This is a genomic window from Mycoplasmopsis lipofaciens ATCC 35015, from assembly GCF_000686585.1.
Lineage (GTDB): Bacteria > Bacillota_I > Bacilli_A > Mycoplasmatales > Metamycoplasmataceae > Mycoplasmopsis > Mycoplasmopsis lipofaciens.
The window spans coordinates 138,310-157,066 of record NZ_KK365990.1; the positions used below are offsets into that span (position 1 = coordinate 138,310).

Annotated in this window: 16 protein-coding genes and 1 tRNA gene; 5 read left to right on the plus strand and 12 right to left on the minus strand. The window is 26.3% G+C overall.

Annotated elements, in window-relative coordinates:
* Window positions 1–117: 117 nt before the first annotated feature.
* The 3 genes from T388_RS0103440 to T388_RS0103450 all read right to left on the minus strand — a co-directional run bounded on the left by T388_RS0103440 (window position 118) and on the right by T388_RS0103450 (window position 3,465).
* Complete coding sequence (locus T388_RS0103440) at window positions 118–411, minus strand: variable surface lipoprotein (protein ID WP_027120902.1); 294 nt, start codon at window positions 409–411, stop codon at window positions 118–120.
* A 98-nt stretch (window positions 412–509) separates the two neighbouring features.
* Entirely contained in the window at window positions 510–2,123 is a 1,614-nt protein-coding gene (locus T388_RS0103445) for an ABC-F family ATP-binding cassette domain-containing protein (protein ID WP_027120903.1), read from the minus strand.
* Between the two features lie 121 nt (window positions 2,124–2,244).
* A complete protein-coding gene (locus T388_RS0103450) occupies window positions 2,245–3,465 on the minus strand; it encodes a trigger factor-related chaperone (RefSeq protein ID WP_027120904.1) in 1,221 nt (406 codons plus the stop codon).
* Window positions 3,466–3,689: 224 nt separating this feature from the next.
* Here T388_RS0103450 and rpsL point away from each other — a divergent pair, with 224 nt between their 5' ends.
* From rpsL to fusA, 3 genes are read left to right on the plus strand one after another with little or no spacing between them, the layout of a single operon-like run.
* Window positions 3,690–4,106 carry a 30S ribosomal protein S12 gene (rpsL, locus tag T388_RS0103455; RefSeq protein ID WP_027120905.1) on the plus strand — a complete coding sequence of 139 codons (417 nt, stop codon included), beginning with the start codon at window positions 3,690–3,692 and terminating at the stop codon, window positions 4,104–4,106.
* Window positions 4,107–4,132: 26 nt separating this feature from the next.
* A complete protein-coding gene (gene rpsG, locus T388_RS0103460; RefSeq protein ID WP_027120906.1) occupies window positions 4,133–4,603 on the plus strand; it encodes a 30S ribosomal protein S7 in 471 nt (156 codons plus the stop codon).
* An 11-nt stretch (window positions 4,604–4,614) separates the two neighbouring features.
* Window positions 4,615–6,705 (plus strand): elongation factor G, encoded by a 2,091-nt coding sequence (gene fusA, locus T388_RS0103465; protein WP_027120907.1) that lies wholly within the window; start codon window positions 4,615–4,617, stop codon window positions 6,703–6,705.
* 49 nt (window positions 6,706–6,754) lie between these two features.
* On the opposite strand, the gene T388_RS0103470 is transcribed toward fusA, so the two are convergent.
* The 3 genes from T388_RS0103470 to rmuC form a co-directional block, all read right to left on the minus strand.
* Window positions 6,755–8,464 carry a hypothetical protein gene (locus T388_RS0103470; protein WP_027120908.1) on the minus strand — a complete coding sequence of 570 codons (1,710 nt, stop codon included), beginning with the start codon at window positions 8,462–8,464 and terminating at the stop codon, window positions 6,755–6,757.
* A gap of 102 nt (window positions 8,465–8,566) precedes the next feature.
* Window positions 8,567–9,190: a hypothetical protein gene (locus T388_RS0103475; protein ID WP_156930254.1), complete on the minus strand. Its 624-nt coding sequence runs from the start codon at window positions 9,188–9,190 to the stop codon at window positions 8,567–8,569.
* The gene (rmuC, locus tag T388_RS0103480; RefSeq protein ID WP_027120910.1) at window positions 9,177–10,583 is read right to left on the minus strand and encodes a DNA recombination protein RmuC; all 1,407 of its coding nucleotides are present in this window, start codon (window positions 10,581–10,583) and stop codon (window positions 9,177–9,179) included. The genes T388_RS0103475 and rmuC overlap by 14 nt, the downstream gene beginning before the upstream one ends.
* Before the next feature lie 53 nt (window positions 10,584–10,636).
* On the opposite strand from rmuC, the gene T388_RS03790 reads away from it, so the two are divergent.
* Together T388_RS03790 and T388_RS0103490 are read left to right on the plus strand one after the other, a co-directional pair.
* Window positions 10,637–11,542 (plus strand): ion transporter, encoded by a 906-nt coding sequence (locus tag T388_RS03790; RefSeq protein ID WP_051586210.1) that lies wholly within the window; start codon window positions 10,637–10,639, stop codon window positions 11,540–11,542.
* Between the two features lie 36 nt (window positions 11,543–11,578).
* Window positions 11,579–11,669: transfer RNA gene (locus T388_RS0103490), tRNA-Ser, on the plus strand.
* 33 nt (window positions 11,670–11,702) lie between these two features.
* Here T388_RS0103490 and T388_RS0103495 read toward each other — a convergent pair.
* From T388_RS0103495 to atpH, 6 genes are all read right to left on the minus strand, one after another.
* Window positions 11,703–13,649, minus strand: coding sequence for an MAG3240 family lipoprotein (locus T388_RS0103495; protein ID WP_027120911.1), 1,947 nt, complete (start codon window positions 13,647–13,649; stop codon window positions 11,703–11,705).
* 131 nt (window positions 13,650–13,780) lie between these two features.
* Window positions 13,781–14,197, minus strand: coding sequence for a F0F1 ATP synthase subunit delta/epsilon (locus T388_RS0103500; protein WP_027120912.1), 417 nt, complete (start codon window positions 14,195–14,197; stop codon window positions 13,781–13,783).
* Between the two features lie 5 nt (window positions 14,198–14,202).
* Complete coding sequence (gene atpD / locus T388_RS03795; protein ID WP_051586211.1) at window positions 14,203–15,711, minus strand: F0F1 ATP synthase subunit beta; 1,509 nt, start codon at window positions 15,709–15,711, stop codon at window positions 14,203–14,205.
* Window positions 15,712–15,746: 35 nt separating this feature from the next.
* Window positions 15,747–16,616: an ATP synthase F1 subunit gamma gene (atpG, locus tag T388_RS0103510; protein WP_027120913.1), complete on the minus strand. Its 870-nt coding sequence runs from the start codon at window positions 16,614–16,616 to the stop codon at window positions 15,747–15,749.
* Window positions 16,616–18,202: a F0F1 ATP synthase subunit alpha gene (gene atpA, locus T388_RS0103515; RefSeq protein WP_027120914.1), complete on the minus strand. Its 1,587-nt coding sequence runs from the start codon at window positions 18,200–18,202 to the stop codon at window positions 16,616–16,618. Before atpA ends, atpG begins: the two co-directional genes overlap by 1 nt.
* Entirely contained in the window at window positions 18,195–18,752 is a 558-nt protein-coding gene (atpH, locus tag T388_RS0103520; protein ID WP_027120915.1) for an ATP synthase F1 subunit delta, read from the minus strand. The genes atpA and atpH overlap by 8 nt, the downstream gene beginning before the upstream one ends.
* Between the last annotated feature and the right edge of the window lie 5 nt (window positions 18,753–18,757).

Here is an 18,757-nt window from a genome sequence, read left to right on the forward strand (position 1 = left end):
GATGTTGCAGGAACAGCAGATATTAAAGGTAAACCCCAAGGCGTTCTATTGATACATTGGTTGAGTTTGCATTTAAAATAATAACAAAAAATGTAGAGCAATTAAACTCTACATTTTTTAATTTCAATGAGAAGATCCTTTTTCCAAATTTTCCTTCGCTGTTTTAAATATCTCAATAAGTTTTTCTTTTTCTTTTTTTGACATTTTACTAGAATTTTTTCAAAGAGTGTTAACTTGATTTTTGAAATCTAAACCTGATGGTCCAAGTTTATCAATTAATGAATCAAGATCTTTTTTAAGTTGGTCTAATTCTGAATCTTCTTTATTTTTACATGACATTGCTAAAACTGGTACAGCAAATGTCGAGATTGATGCACCAAATGTTAAAAAATATTTTTTAATTTTTTTCATAAAAACTCCTTCAAAAATGTATTTGTTGTAATTATTGTATCATCATAATTATTATTATTGTTGTTATGAAGAAAATTTTAAAAAAGTTGCTATATTTGTTAATAACCCATTATTTTTTCATACTCATCTAAATTACCATGATATATAAAACTTTTATTAGGTGATATTTCCAATATAACATTTGCAACCTGATTTACTAATGTTCTATTATATGTTGTAAAAATAGCACCGCCTTTATATGCTTTAAGCCCTGAAATTAAACTATCAATGCTTTCTGCATCTAAGTGATCAAGCGGTTGATCTAGAACTAGAAAATTAGCTTCAAGTAGCATCATTCTAGAAAACATTAATCTAGCTTTTTCACCACCACTGGTAACATTCACTTTTTTAAATACCGAATCATTAGAAAATAACATTCTACCTAAAAAACTACGCATACGTTGGTCGCTAACATCTCTAGTTTCTTCTGTGGAGTTTTTTAAAGGTCATTTGCTAATTCACTCCAAAATACTAATATCTTCTGTGAAGTATTTTTTATTGTCATTAGGATAATAAGTGTGTTTAATTGTTTGTCCTCATTTTACAGTACCTCTTGTTGGTTCTGTAATACCTAATAAGCATTCCAAAAATTTAGTTTTGGCTATATCATCTTCACCAATTAAAACCATTTTTTCACCTTTAGATAATGAAAATGAGACGTTTTCAAATAAAACATTATTATTTTTATCAATATATGTCAAATCTGTAACTTCAATAATATCCTTTCCTGGTTCACGATTAATTTCTCAATTAATATATGGATATTTTCTATTTGATGGTTTTATTTCGTCTAAGGTAATTTTTTCTAATGATTTTTTTCTACTTGTTGCTTGACGTGATTTTGATGCATTGGCTGAAAATCGAGCAATAAATTGTTTTAACTTTTCAATTTGAACTTCTTTTTTTGCATTTGATTGTTTCATTAATTCTTTAGCTAATTCACTGCTTTCTTTTCAAAATGTATAGTTACCAGTATAAATTTTTGCTTCGTTGTAGTCTATATCAACAATATGTGTACAAACATTGTCTAAAAAATCACTATCATGACTAACAACAATAACAACATTTTGGTAATCTGCTAAAAAATTTTCAAGTCATTTAATTGATCTAAGGTCTAAATGGTTGGTTGGTTCATCCATTATTAAAATATCAGGATTTCCAAATAATGCTTTTGCTAAAAGAACTTTGATTTTTTGATTAGCTGTTAAATCCTTCATTAAGACATTTCATTTTTCTTTTGGAATTTGTAAACCCGATAATAATTCTTGAGCATCATTTTCTGCAGTTCAACCACCTAATTCACCAAATTTTTCTTCTAATTCTCCTGCTCTTGTGTAATCTTCCATAGTCGCGTTTGGGTTTGCATAAATTGTATTTTTTTCTTCCATTATTTTATACAAATCAGTGTTACCCATAATAACAACTTCTGTCACATTTAATTCATTATATGCATTATGATCTTGACTTAAAACACTTAAACGCTTGTTTTTTTCAATTGTTATTTTTCCACCAGAAGGTTCTATTTCGCCTGCAAGCATTTTTAAAAAGGTACTTTTACCAGCGCCATTTGCCCCAATTATTCCATATGTGTTACCTTCTGTAAATTTTATATTTACATTTTCAAAAAGTTTTTTATCACTAAAAACTTTGCTTAAATTATTTACCTCAACCATGTATTTCTCCTAAGTTAATATAATTAATGTATTTTATTATAACAATGAATACAATAAAATGATTTTATTTAAAATAAATTCTTTTTAAAAAAAATGAAACATAAAAGTTTCATTACCGATTTTATAATTCGAAACCAATATTTTTTACAAAAGTATTGTATAAAGATTCATCAACTTGTTTTGCAAAAAACAACGCAATTTTTTGATGTTTTAGTATTTTATTTAAAACATCTTTTGTAATATTGTTATTTTGACCTAAAACATTTTGAATATGTTTAAATTCAGAATTTACTAATTCCTCTGTTATATAAAGTTTTTCATTTGATCAAACAACAAATTCAATTACTCTACTTTGAATTCTTTTTTTTGATATTTCATATGCATTTCTTACTAGATTATTGTGCATTGGATTGTTTGAGTTTATAATTTTTTCAACAGTTAAATTTTGAAATTCTATATTATTTTGATTTTGTTTCAAAAAATTAAAAATAAATTCTTTTGCATCGGCTCTTAAAATTTCTTCCTCTAACTCTATATTATTTTGAATTATTAGTTGAGTTATAACTTTGTCAAAAAACCTTAACAATTCATTACTTGCTCTATCTTTTAAGAAATCTCTTTCCAACTTTTGTTTTAAATCATCTAGACTATTAATATTCATATTTATTTTTTGAATGTTATCATTAGTCAATTTTGTTGGAATTACTCTTTGAATCTCTTTAATGGTTATAGTTCAATTTTTATTTTCTGGGTCATTTATACTAAATGTTTCATTTTCACTTCTATTATTTAATAAATTGTTGATACTAAAGTTTTTAGAAGGAATAACTTGCAAGGTTAAATCATCTTTGCTATCGATTATTTTACCTTTTTCACTTATTTTTAACGATAGTTTTATATAATCGCCAAATTTTGATTTGTCTTTAACGTAAGTTATAAGAGGATAATTAGAAATAAATTTTTCGAAGGCACCATCTAATTCTTCTTGACTTATCTGAGTATATTTAAAATCAACTTTAATATTTTTATAATTTATTTTATTTAATTCATCCGCTTCAAAGTAAGTTACTTTAATTTCAGCATCACAACTTTCAGCATCTAATTTATTAACATTAACACTTGGTTCATAAGGAATCAGGTTTTTTGCATTTTCAATATAAATGCTATTTTGCAGTTTTTGAGATACCTTTTGAACTTCATTGTGAAAAATATTGTTAAATAAATTTTTAGGATCTACTTTTTGTTTATTTTTTATAGCATTTATTATAATTTGATTTTGCATTTCTTTTCATTCTGTAGAATCAAATATAATTTTTTCTGTTTTGGTTTTATAATTAATCACTATTATTCCTTTCAATTTTTTTACAATTAATTTATTACAATTTTAACATTTTAAAGAAAATTAAAATAAATAGTTTTGTTATCAAAATCATATTAAAAATTATATTTTCAAAAAAACAAAAAAAATATGATACACACGGCAAAGTTGTTATATAATAGATAAACTATATTTGATATAGTAATATTTGGACATTTATAAAAATAAAAAAAGAAAGGAAAAAAAGCATGCCTACAACAAATCAATTAGTAGTTAATGGTAGAGTATCAAAAATTCGTAAGCAAAATGCTCCTGCATTAAACTTAAGTTTTAATACCTTAACAAAGGCATCACGTAAATTACCTTCACCATTTAAACGTGGAGTTTGTACTCGTGTTGCAACTATGACACCTAAAAAACCTAACTCAGCTATGCGTAAATATGCTCGTGTTAAATTATCAAACGGTATGGAAATCACCGCATATATTGGTGGTGAAGGACACAACTTACAAGAACACAGTGTTGTTCTAATTCGTGGAGGTAGAGTTAAAGATTTACCTGGTGTTAGATACCATATAGTTCGTGGAACACAAGATTTAGCTGGTGTTGCAAACCGTAAACAAGGACGTAGTCTTTACGGTGCTAAAAAAGAAAAGAAAAATTAATTTAAGCTAAAAAGGAGATAAAAAATATGTCAAGAAAAAAGAGTGCACCTATTAGAGAAGTGCTTGCTGATCCAGTTTTTAACTCAGTTTTAGTAACTAAGTTAATTAACCAAATTATGTTAGACGGTAAAAAATCAATTGCCCAAGACATTCTTTACTCAGCATTTAATATTATTAAAGAAAAAACAAATAAAGAACCAATGGAAGTATTTCAACAAGCTATTGAAAACATTACACCTCAATTGGAAGTTAGAACTCGTAGAATTGGTGGAACAAATTATCAAGTACCTACCGAGGTTTCGTTACGTCGTAAACAAACATTAAGTTTAAGATGATTAGTTCAATATTCTCGTCTTAGAAATGAAAAAACAATGGATTTACGTTTAGCTAACGAAATTATTGATGCATCAAACAAAACAGGAGGATCTATCAAAAAACGTGAAGACACACATAAAATGGCTGAAGCTAACCGTGCCTTTGCTCACTTTAGATGATAGTTTTTGATATTATGGCAAGAGAATATAAATTAGAAGATTACCGTAATATCGGTATTATGGCTCATATAGACGCCGGAAAAACAACAACAACAGAAAGAATTTTATTTCACACAGGTAAAATTCATAAAATTGGTGAAACCCACGATGGTGCCAGTCAAATGGACTGAATGGAACAAGAACAAGAACGTGGTATCACTATTACTTCAGCTGCAACAACAGCTTTTTGAAAAGGAAAAAGAATTAATATTATCGATACCCCAGGACACGTTGATTTTACCGTTGAGGTGGAACGTTCATTACGTGTATTAGATGGTGCTGTAACAGTTTTAGATGCTCAAAGTGGTGTTGAACCTCAAACAGAAACAGTTTGACGTCAAGCAACAAATTATAGAGTTCCTAGAATTGTATATATTAATAAAATGGATAAAGCTGGTGCTGACTTTTTTGCTAGTGTAAAAAGCGTTAAAGACAGATTAAATGGAAATGCTGTTGCATTACAAGTTCCAATTGGAGCTGAAAGCAATTTTAAAGGATTAGTAGATCTTGTTGAAATGAAAGCATATTTATATGATGGAAAACAAGAAGAAAATGCAGAAGAAGTAGCTATTCCTGAAGATTTAGTTGAATTATGTAATCAAAAAAGACAAGAGTTAATTGAAGCTGTTGCTTCGTTTGACGATGAATTTATGATGAAAGTTCTTGAAGGTGTAGAACCTACACAAGAAGAATTAAAATCAATGATTCGTAAAGCAACTTTAACTGCTGAATTTTTCCCAGCAATTTGTGGAACAAGTTTTAAAAATAAAGGTGTTAAGAAAATGGTTGACGCAGTTGTTGATTATTTACCATCACCATTAGATGTTCCAGCAATTAAAGCACATTTAGGAGAAGAAATTGTTCCTATTCCTGCAACAGATGATCATGAATTTGTTGCTTTAGCATTTAAAGTTATGACTGACCCTTATGTTGGATCATTGACATTCTTTAGAATATATGCTGGTGTTCTTCAAAAAGGTTCATATGTATATAACACAACAAAAGATGTTAAAGAAAGAATTGGACGTATAATCCAAATGCATGCTAATTCACGTCAAGAAATTGACGAATGTTATGCAGGTGATATTCAAGCAGCAGTTGGATTGAAAGCAACAACAACTGGTGATACATTAGTTGCTGATAAGGGAACAAAATATGTTTTAGAAAAAATGGTATTCCCAGAACCAGTTATTTCTCAAGCTCTTGAACCAGAAAGCAAAGATGCTATGGAAAAATTATCACTTGGATTACAAAAATTAGCAGCAGAAGATCCTACATTTAGAACATATACAGATGAAGAAACAGGACAAACAATTATTGCTGGTATGGGTGAGTTACACTTAGACATTATTGTTGATCGTTTAAGAATAGAACACAATGTTAAAGCTAAAGTTGGCGCTCCTCAAGTTTCATATCGTGAAACAATTACAAAAACAGCAGAAGTTGAAGGTAAACACATTAAACAATCAGGTGGTAAAGGACAATACGGTCATGTTTGAATTAAATTTGAACCAAATCATGACGCAGGTTTTGAATTTATTGACAAAATTGTTGGTGGTAAAATTCCTAAAGAATACATTAAACCAATTCAAAAAGGTCTTGAAGACAAAATGGCAGCTGGTATTTTAGCAGGTTATCCAATGATCGATGTTAAAGCAACATTATTTGATGGTTCATACCATGATGTCGATTCATCAGAAATGGCTTATAAAATTGCAGCTTCTAAAGCACTTACAAAAGCTAAAGATTTATTAGGTACAGTTTTACTTGAACCTATTATGGATGTAGCTGTTGTTATTCCTGAAGATTATTTTGGTGATGTTATGGGTGATTTAACTCGTCGTCGTGGACAATTGCAAAACAATGAAACACGTAATGACGGAGCTAGTGTTATTCGTGCTTTAGTACCTCTTAAAGAAATGTTTGGTTATGCTACAGATTTACGTAGTATGACTGCGGGACGTGGTACATATCAAATGAAATTTGATCATTATGAAAAATGTCCAAAAAGCATTGCTGACGATATTATTAAACGTCGTAATATTCAAATTAAAGATGAAGACTAATATCATTTAATAAATATAATGAATAAAAAAACTGGTTTAGCCAGTTTTTTTAAATATTTTCTTTATCAAAAGCAGGTTTTAAAACAGCATTGTTACGAACATAATCGTTTCAATTTTTAACATTTTCTTTACTTTTTGGATTATTAGCAATTTCTTGATCAGGAGTTGTAAAAATTCTTTTTATAATATGGCTTTCTGAATCTCTTAAATAAACGCCAGCAAACACTAAATCAGATGGTTTATTACGAGAATTACTTGTAACAAAAGATCTTAAAGCTCCGGTTGTGACATCTGTAACTGCTCATTTTTCAAATCATAATCCATCTTCATCGTGTGCGTGTTCCGATGTTAATTCTTCTGATCTTATTTGATTATTTAATATTGTTAAATAATTGCCTTCTTTTAAGTAAGTTGTGTGTATTTTTTCATCAAGATTGGAAACAAAGGTTAATTCTTCATGTGCTAATACAGTACTTTTAATTCAATTGTCAATAACTGAAAAGTTAGGATGGCCCTTATAATAAATATTATATTCGTCTTGATATTTATCTATTAAATATGCAAGGTCATTTTTTTCATTTTTAGCATCGTCTCCACCTAAATAAATTAATTTAGGTTTATTACTTTTTTCTTGAACCTCTTTTACCTTATTTTTTTCAGTTCTTCAATCCTTGCCTGTAATTTTTGCTCAAATATCAGTTAAGAAAAATCTATTTTTCACCAATTCTCCGTTATCTTTTGTTTTATAAATAGGATTATTAAAATCAGTTGTTTTTTCGTTATCAATAACTTTTACTCTATAATTAAAAAATTCATTTTTAATGCGATAATCTGGATCAACTGAATATGTATAAAATCGTTTCAACCAAGGAAAATTATTTTTAAATTTTTTTACTGTTTCATTATCTTCGAAAAAATAATAAATATTAGGTATAAATGTTGATAAACTAATATAGTTTAATTGATTACCACCTTTATTAAAATCATCAACATTTTCAATAATATTATCGATAGAACTTTCTTTATTGATATCAATTTTGTTTAAAATTTCATTAAATGAGTTTTCATATGCACTTAAAATACTATTAGCCTCATTTAAACACATTAATTTAACATTTCTATAGCCAGTTAATTCCAAAATATTGGGTGCTCATGATATCTCATTTGATGGAATTCAAATATTAATTTTTTTATTTCTATTATTTCTAATAATATCATGCATTTTATCCACAATTTGTCTTGGCCCATGAGAAACATCTCTCTTAAAACCAATAACTTTTGATTTTTTCTTTGTATCATTGTTTATTAGTCTATTGTAATTTAATGCCCGTTCTAATTCTTGGCCATTAATTTGTAGATTTCTATTGTCATCATAATCAAAATATGTAAAATAAGTTTCACTTTTTGATAATAGTGCTAATCTTATAAAATCATAAAAAGGTTGTACAGAAGTTGAAAAACCAAAAATGTTTATGTCTGCCTTATCTAAAAGATTAGTTACATTATTATAAATAACTTTATTCTCATTGTTTTCAGTAATTTCTTCTTTTCTTATCAAATTTTCTGAGTCATTATCATTAAAACGGTATTCAATAGTTGGAAAAAAAGACGAATTTAGGTAACTTTTATTATTAAATGTTAATCTAGCTTGTTTTATGTGCTTATATGTTAAGATACTAGTTCCTACTATTGCTCCTATTGCAACTGGTATTCCAATTCCTAATGAAATTCCTATAATTCCTTTTTTACTTAATTTCATGAATAACTCCTTCCTTAATAATATATTTTAAATTTTATTAAATATTATTTAATCAAAAAGAATTTTTATTGGTTTTTTATTTAATTAATCAAGTCAGAATATTTAACAAATATGCATTGTAAGCGGATCTGCTTCTTCAAATTGTTGGTTTATGTCTAAGTTATATTTATATAATTGGTTAATTTTATTGCTTGACTCTTTTTTATAACTGTATTCTAATGGTTTAGAATAAGATCTGGTACCTTCTACTAAAATGTTAAAGTCTTTATACAAATTTTGATTTTTGATGTATTTTATTCTGACTAGTACTTTAACAATTCTAAAACCAATATATTTTTTATCAATGATTTCAAATAAATATTTATTATTGTAGTAAGAATCATTAAAATAAAATTTTATTAAATTTCTAGCTCAAAGATAGTCAAAAGTAAAATTAATTAGTCTATTGTCAGTAGGTATTTTATTTTTAATGTTGTTAAATTTTAAATTACCATTTGTTATTTCATCATTAATTTGTTTTATTTCATTATCTAAGTCGTTTTTATTAATATCAAATTTAAAATTTTGCAAGTACTTAAATTTATTTAATTCTTGTAAAATTTGAATATTATTATTTTCATTTTTTATTCTTCTAGGTTTAGCACAACCAGTCATTGATATCATTATTATAGGTGTATTTGTAAAACTTATGCCTATGAAAATTTTTTTAAATCTATTCTTCTTCATATTCGTTTATTATAGTTTCTTGAAAATCATTATTATCTATGTTTATAATTTCTTTTTTAATTTGATTACTTCGTTTACTATTTTTTTTAAAATCATTAAGTGGCTTAAATTCATGGTGAATTTTTATAACTTCAATTTCTTTATTGATTTTTCCAATACCTTTTTGGGCTTTATCGATAGATTTTAGAGCTTTTGCTGTTTGTTCGTAACTATCGTCTAAGGCGGCAACTAATTTGCCGTATTGATTTTGTATAACATTGATAGATTTAAAAATATCGTTTATTTGAAATTCTAAATTATTTATTGAATGTATGTTATAAATTGCTTGTATATATGAAATAATTGTAGAAGGAGAAGAAATAAAAATATTATTTTTTTGAATCTCTGTAATTAAATCTTCATCTTCACATACAATGCCATATAAAGTTTCGACAGGTAAATACATTAGAGCGATATTGGTTGTTTGTTCTTGATTAATATATTTTTTTATTTTTTTAGCTTGTTGTTTAATAAAGGATTTTATTTCTTTTATTGCATCTTTTCTACTTTTTTCATCATTTGCTTCTACATAATCATTAAATTTTTTATAGGGAAATTTGCTATCGATAGGCAAAACTTTTCCTTCTGGTCCTGGCATATGTATTGCAAATTCTACGTTTGTATTTGAGTTTTTATCTTTATCAACTTGAATATAATGATTTTCTTCTCATAATTCAGAAGGTAAAACTGCCTCTAAAGTTTTCTTTAAGTTTATTTCTCCAATATTTCCAATTGTTTTAACATTATTGAAAACTCTTTTTAAATCATTCACGCTTGTTTGCACTGTTTCGAATTTAGTGAGGTTCTTTGATAAATCTTGCATTTTGTTTTGAACATTATCGAAATGTTCTTGCATTCTTTTGCTTAATTCTGACTTTAATTTTTCATCTATTGATATTTTTATGTTTTCAACTTTTTGATCCATTGACTCTTTAATTTTATCAATCTTGATATTTAAATTTTCATTTATAGCTCTCACTTCTTTATTAATTTTTTCACTAATTTCTTTGTAATTATTATTTACAAGTTGTAACTTATTATCAACTTCTTGTGTTAATTCTTTAATTTTTAAATTTAAATCTTCATTTAAAGTTTTTATATTTTTATCTATTTCTAGACGATTTTTATAGTTTGTATTTTGGTTACTTTCTAAAAAATTATTTGTTTGTTGTAATATTAATTTTTCTTGGTTATTTTTAATATCATTGGATATTGAATCACTAATTTCTTTTGCTATTTTTTCTAAACTTAAGTTATTATTTTTAGATTTTTTTATTGTTAAAAATAATAACATTAATAATCCTATTAGAACTATAACGGTAATTATAGTTAATATTATTAAATATATCATCATATATACTCCTTATTTTGTTAAAATAAATTATAATATTTTTTATGAGTATAGAAATGAAAGAATTTAAGAATGACAAATTCAAAGAAATAAATCAAGTTATTGGAGTTGTTGTTACTAGTGATTACAATTTGTATGCTGAAAATAAGAAAAAGAGATTATTAGTTAGATTTTTCAGGGATCTTTATTTTATTTTAATAGCTTTTGTGGTTATATTTAGTTTTACAAGTTTTGTATTATTGAAATTTGATAATATTCCTAAAAAATTTACTTTAATTGTTGAATTGATATCTTTATTTGTATTTATCATTGATTTTGTGTTACATTGATTTACATATCCAACAAGAGATTTAAAATTTAAAACGTATAAAGGTAGTTATTTTAGATATTTAAAAACATTTGCGTTTTGAATTTTATTAATAAATATTTTACCTTCATTGTATATTATTAATGTTTTATTTAATAGCAATTTCAGACTTTTGAATATATTACAAAGTTTTAAATTATTTAGAATAATTAGATTAATAATGCTTTTAAATATATTTTTGGCTTTTAAATCACTATATGACAGCATTTTAAAACAAAAAGTTATATTTTTAAATTTACTTATTTTAGTCATAATTTTAATTTTGTTTTTTTCTTTAACAGTTTGATATACTGAAAATGATTATATGAAACATCTTGCTAATGAAAAATTCGGAGGAGATATTGATAAAGCATATGAAGCTAATCCAGGCACTGTAAGAACATATTTTGATGCTTTTTATTTTAGCTGTGTAACGCTAACTACAATTGGTTATGGTGATTTTACTCCTAAAAGCCCTAATACTAAAATAATTCTTCCAATTATCAGTATTATTGGAATTGCTATTATAGCTACCCCAGGTGGTATTATAGCCGCGAGTTTTTTAAATAGTGTTCAAAAACATACTGAAAATAAAATAAAAAATCAGAAAAAATAAATTGTATAATAACTATAATAAATAGTTATTTTATTGCGATAGTTGCTCGAGCGGTTGAAGAGGGCAGTCTCGAAAACTGTTGATGGTATGTTATCATCCGAGAGTTCGAATCTCTCACTATCGGCCATATAAAAACATGCTGTAAACTAGCATGTTTTTTCTATTTTAAAAAAACATATGGTAATGTTTTATTTTCTTCTGGTTGTTCAATTTCAAAATAATTAATTCCATTATTTTTAAGTTCTTTTATTTTATTTAATATATTACTATTATCAAATCCCTTAAAGCCAGATATTAAATAAATTTTGTTTTTAATTTCATCATTTAGCATTTCTTCATTTTTATAATTTTTAAAACTAAATTTAACAGGCAAATTGCCTAAACCATATTTATCGAAAGTATAATCATCAGATTGTATTTCTACTTTTACTTCTTTAATTAAGCCCTTTTCATCATTTGTATCATTGTTAATATAATACAATAGAACGTATTGTGATAATATAAGTGAAAGTATTTTTTCATATTTTTCTTTGTTTTGAATTATTTCTAATACGGGTGTTTCATTTTGATAATTATTATTTCAAATATTTACATTTGTTTTATTTTTTTCAATTATAAAATTAGCTATATCTATAAAACATTTATTGAAAAAATCGTTTGCGTTAATTCCTTTTGGCAATTTTAAGTTTTCATTGTTTAATCCCTTGTTTACATAGTAACTAAAAATGTCATCATCATTATTAGGATCTATTTTCAATGAATTTTTTACAATAAAACCATTAAAAATATGTTTATGAGGATTAAAATTTATGCTATATCATGGCATAATTTTGGTTTCAAAATTATTTTTTACTTTTATATTTAATACACCAATTGAATAACTGTTGTTAAGCATAGTTGTTTTATCAAAATCCATTAATTCATATGTTTCATTCTCTGATTGAGATTTTATATAAAATAAATCTTTAAAATTATTAAAAAAGTATTTAAAATTATTTAGATTAAATTTTAAATATGAAGGTTCAGGGTGCATTGTAGAATCATAATCAGATAGATAAAAAATATTGTTTTTTAAAGCAAGATTTGGATTCTTTGTATTTTCATCAAACATAACAATATTTGAATAATCTTTGTAATTTTGTTTTACATATTCATCTAAATTCAAAGTTTTATTTGTTTGAATATTGTGATATTTATTATATTTTTCATTGTTTTTTACAAAATTTCTTATGTAAAACACATGATTTTTTTGTTGATTATTTAACAAGGAATAATTATTTGCATCTAGCAAATCAATTTTTATTTTGGCATAATCATCTACAATCTGAAAATCTTTAATAATGCATTTGTTAAATTTTTTATTATTTCCAATTAAAATATATCTATTTAAATAGAAGGTTATTTGTTTTTCCAATATGTTTCTTTGCATTAATGAATTTTTAAGACCATAGTTTCTTAATTCGTTTACTTCAATTTTATTATCGGATAAAATATAAAAAGGATCAAAAGCACTTGCTTTTTCTATAATAACTTGTAAATCAGGTAAATAATTATATTTCGCTGTTGGATCGTTTAATGAAGTTTTTAATTCATTAAGGAAATTTTTACCACTTGTGTTTCATAATTTGGGTTGATAATTCCCGTACTTAATATCCATGTAATCATCATTATTTTCTTCAAATAGAATTGAAACATCAGTTGCTGCGTTTTTTTTGCTATTAAATATATATTTATTATTTTTATAGTAAAAAGATTGAAAATTAAATTCCCTAGAAATATCATTAACTTGTTTTAAATAAGATGATAAATTATATTTTTTATTATCAACTATAAATATTATGTCTTGCGTTTTTGTGTCTATTCAAGCATCTTCTATTTTTTTATTATTTTTTAAGTTTAATTTGTTAGCTTTAACTATGTCTAATAATTGATTTGTTGATAATCAGTCAAATGCATTTTTATTAATATTCAAAATTTGATTAAGTTTTGTTATTTTTTCATTTTTTTGTATATCAAATATTTGAATTTCATTCTTTTTACATGATTGTGCAATTACTGGTAATAAAGCAATTGGCAGAGACATCAATAAATTAATTTTCTTTTTCATTATTTCTCCATTACATTATTAATTAAATATCATAGACTTATTTGTATTTATTATATAGTATAGTTTAATAAAATTATTTTTATTAAATTAGAAAATAAAATTTGCATCAAAATTATGATGCAAATTAAATATTATTTATTATTATAAACTTCTATTTTATTTAAAGCTTTTTTCAATTTAAGTTCGATTTTAAGTTCATCCTTAGTGTTTTTATATTTTTCAAGTAAAGCTAAGGCTTCTTCTTTTTCTTCATATGCTTTTTTGATGTCGATATTTGCGCCATAAATAATATCATCAGTAATTATTTTAATATTTGTGGCATCAGCATATACAAGACCTCCATTAATAGAACATACCTTATAATCATTGTCACCAGGACTATTAATTGATAATTTACATATATCTATAGTACTAAAAAATGATGTTCTATTCGGTTGCAAACAAATAGCACCGCCTGATTTTGTTTTTAATGAAACACTTCTAACTTCACCTTCAAAAAAAACTTCTTGTAAAGTGGTAATTTTTAAATAAGTGGTATTTTTTGTCATATTTCCTACTTATTGTTTTCTTTTAAATTATTTTCTTCACTATTAATTGTTTTTTTATTTTTTTCTTGTTCTTTTTTGTATTCTTGATATTTTTCTTCAACTTCATCTATTGAACCAACGTATAAAAAAAGCTCTTCAGGGTATGTATCATATTCACCATTTAATATACTCTTAAAACTTCTTATGGTATCGTTTAATGGAACATATTTCCCTTGTTTTCCACTAAATTTTTCAGCAACTGTAAATGGTTGTGATAAAAAGTTTCTAATTCTACGAGCTCTTGCAACAATTTGTTTATCTTCTTCACTTAGTTCACCCATTCCCAAAATAGCTATAATGTCTTGAAGTTCTTTGAATCTTTGTAAAATATTTACTACACCATGTGCTATTTCATAGTGTTCCTGACCAATTACTAGTGGATCTAAAAGTCTTGAAGAAGATTCAAGAGGATCAACTGCAGGATATATTCCTAAAGCTGCAATATTACGATCGAGAACTGTTTTTGCATCAAGGTGTGTAAATGTTGTAGCAGGAGCTGGGTCTGTTAAGTCGTCAGCTGGTACATAAACCGCTTGAACAGAAGTTATTGAACCAGTGTGTGTTGATGTAATTCTTTCTTGCAATTGACCCATTTCAGTAGCAAGAGTTGGTTGATAACCTACCGCTGATGGCATACGACCTAGTAGGGCACTAACTTCGCTACCAGCTTGAGTGAAACGAAAAATGTTGTCAATAAACAATAAAACATCTTGATTTTGTTTATCTCTAAAATATTCAGCCATTGTTAGACCTGTTAAAGCAACTCTCATACGTGCTCCAGGAGGTTCATTCATTTGCCCGAAAACTAGAGCTGTTTTATCCAAAACCCCTGCTGCTTTCATTTCATGATATAAATCATTACCTTCACGAGTTCTTTCACCCACACCGGCAAAAACTGATAATCCGCCATGTTGACTAGCAATATTGTTTATTAATTCTTGTACTAAAACTGTTTTACCAACTCCAGCACCTCCGAATAAACCAATTTTTCCACCTTTTGCATATGGAATTAATAAATCAATAACTTTAATTCCCGTTTCTAATACTTCACTTACTGTTTTTTGTTCTTCATAATTTGGTGCTTTAGCATGTATTGGCATTAAAGGTGCATCTGGTTTTTCAAGTAAATCAATAGGTTCACCTAAAACGTCAAACATTCTACCTAAAACTTTATTTCCTACTGGAATACTAATAGGTGCTTTGGTATCAATTACTTCAAGTCCTCTTGATAATCCATTAGTTGACACCATTGCAATTGCTCTAACAGTTTCATCACCGATGTGTTGTGCTACTTCTAAAGTAAACTTTTCGCCATCCATTTCGACTACTAAAGCATGTAATAGGGATGGTAAATTACCTTTTGAAAATTTAACATCAACAACAGGACCCATAATTTGAATTATATGTCCTATATTTGGTGATTTCGTCATTTTTTCATCTTTTGTGTTTGTATTAGATGTTTTATCATTAGGCATTAAAAACCTCCTCTTTTAATTTTATATGTTTATTATTAAACAGCATCAGCACCTGCTACTATTTCATTTAATTCTTGTGTAATATTGCTTTGACGCCTACGATTGTAACTAAGATTTAAATCCTTAATTAAAGAATTAGCATTATCTGTTGCTGTCTCCATGGCACTTCGACGTGAAGCCATTTCACTCAGTTTAGAACTTGCAAGTGTTTTATATACTTTTGAATTAATATATAAAGGTATACTTTCACCAAGTACAACGTGAGCTGATGGTTCAAATTCTACAGGTGAATTAATTGATGTTTGCTTATGCAAAATATTATGTTTTTCCATTTCTAATAAATTGAAAGGAAAAATTTGAGTAATTGTTTCTTGTTGTACCAAATTGTTAATAAATAAATTATATATTACGTGAATTGAACCAACATGATTATGTCTATATTGGTGATAAACAACTTTTGCTAAATCTTTTGCAATTGCTTGATGTGATTCTTCACTATCAATATTCATGGACATTAATATTTGGTCTTTATATTTTTCTGTTAGAGCATTTATTGCTTTAACACCAACCAAAATTAACTTATCTTCTTTTTTAATAGTGTTTTTAGCTAATTTTATTACATTAAAATTATAACTACCAGCTAGGCCTAAATCACTTGTTAAAATTATGTATAATTTACTTTGAACGTGGTTGTCAGGAAATAATCTTGTTATTTCGCTATGTGTTAAATGAGATAATATTGATTCAAATGTTTCCTCTAAAAGATTATCATAAGAGGTTACATTTTCATATTCTGCTCTAGCTTTTCTTAATTTAGATGCAGCAACTAATTCCATAGCATGAGTAATCTTTCGAATAGAATTAACTGCACCTATTCTATTTTTAATTGCTTGTAAGCCAGCCATTACTTACTATCCATTTCTTTATATTTATCAGGAATTGGTAAAAATTCGTTTTTATTATAATTTGGAATTATACTAATAATATTATTGACTATTCTTACAAGATGTTTACACATTTGATTTTTTTGGCTTTCTGTCATATCGCCATTATTATTTGCAATATCAAATGCAAGTTTTCTTCCTTCAGTATCACCTTCAAAGAATTTAATTGCTTGATCACGATATTCCTTCATATATTTTAGAGGGAGAGGATTAATAATTCTTTCCTTAACTCCTAATAAAACAAATACTTGTGATAATTGATGAATTGGATGGTATTGTTCTTGTTTTAATATTTCATATACTTTTGAGCCGTGTTTTAATATGTTTTTGGTTAAATCATCTAAATCTGAACCAAATTGGGCAAATGCTTGCATTTCATTATATTGTGCTAATTCTAATTTAAGAGAGCCACTAACTTTTTTCATAGCTTTAAGTTGAGCAGCGGAACCAACACGACTAACACTAAAACCGACATCAACAGCAGGTCTTTGACCAGAATTAAATAAGTTTTCTTTTGTAAATATTTGACCATCAGTTATTGAAATAACATTTGTAGGTATATAAGCTGATATATCTCCTTGTTGTGTTTCAATAATTGGTAGCGCAGTAATTGAACCTCCACCATATTCTTTTGTAACACGAGCAGCTCTTTCTAGTAATTGACTATGTAAATAGAAAACGTCACCAGGGTATGCTTCACGTCCAGGTGGTCTTCTTAATAATAATGATAATGTTCTATAAGCAATAGCATGTTTTGATAAATCATCATAAACAATTAAAACATCTTTGCCTTTAGACATTCATTCCTCAGCAATAGTAACACCGGCATAAGGAGCGATGTATTGTTGAGGAGCTAATTCACTAGCACCTGATACTAAAACGGTTGTGTATTCCATTGCACCGGTATTCTCTAATTTTTTAACTATTTGTGCAACTGTCGAATTTTTTTGACCAATTGCAACATAAATACATTTAACATTTTTACCTTTTTGATTTATTATTGTATCAATAGCAATTGCTGTTTTTCCTGTTTGTCTATCGCCAATTATTAATTCACGTTGTCCCTTACCAATTGGAATCATTGAATCAATTGCAATTATTCCAGTTTCAAGTGGTTGATTAACTTCTTGACGTGTCATTACACCAGGTGCAACCTTAAAGATTTCTCTTTTAGTTTTAGATTTTATTTCGCCCTTACCATCGATAGGTTGACCTAATGAGTTGATAACTCTACCAAGTAATGCATCACCTGTTGCAATTGAAATAACTTCACCACTACGATGACAAGAATCACCTTCAGATAATTCGTCTGCATTACCAAATATTGTAACACCAACAACTTCTTCTTCTAGATTTAAAACTAATCCATATATATTATCTTTAAAAATAATAATCTCACCATTTTTGGCATTGTCTAAACCACTTACAAGTGCTATTCCATCACCAATGGTAACAATTGTTCCGACTTCAGCATAACTAATTTTAGAATCAAAATTTCTAATTCTATTCTTAATTATTGCACTAATATCGTTTGAACGATTAGCCATTTAAACCTCCTTTTTTTAACAAAATTTGTTCCAAACTCTTTAAGTCAAAATCAAAATTTTGTTCAATAACTTGACTATCAATTTTAATTCGAAAACCAGAAATTAAATTTTTATCAATTTCGTGATCTAATTCAATTTTGGAATTAAACTTTTTTTCTAGTTTTGCTTTAATTTTTTCTAATTTTTCTTCAGAAATTTCAAAAGCACTATAAATTTTGGCAAATTTTATTTTCAATACCTCATTTGATAATTTCAAATAAAGCGAAATAATACGATTTAATAAATTCGCAGAATTTTTTTCAACTAATACTTTTAAAAAATTAATAATTAATGTTGAATTTTTGATATCTTTAAAAATATCTTCGATATATTTATATTTTTTTTCATTACTAATTTCACTAGTAATTAAATTATTGATAAATAAATTATCATTTTGAATCGCATTTTTCAATTCAATCATTAGTGCGTGTATTTCTTTTTCTATTTTATCCTCTTGCGCTAACTCAAATAAAGCAAGTGCATAACCTTCTGGATTTGCTTTTTTATACATATAGA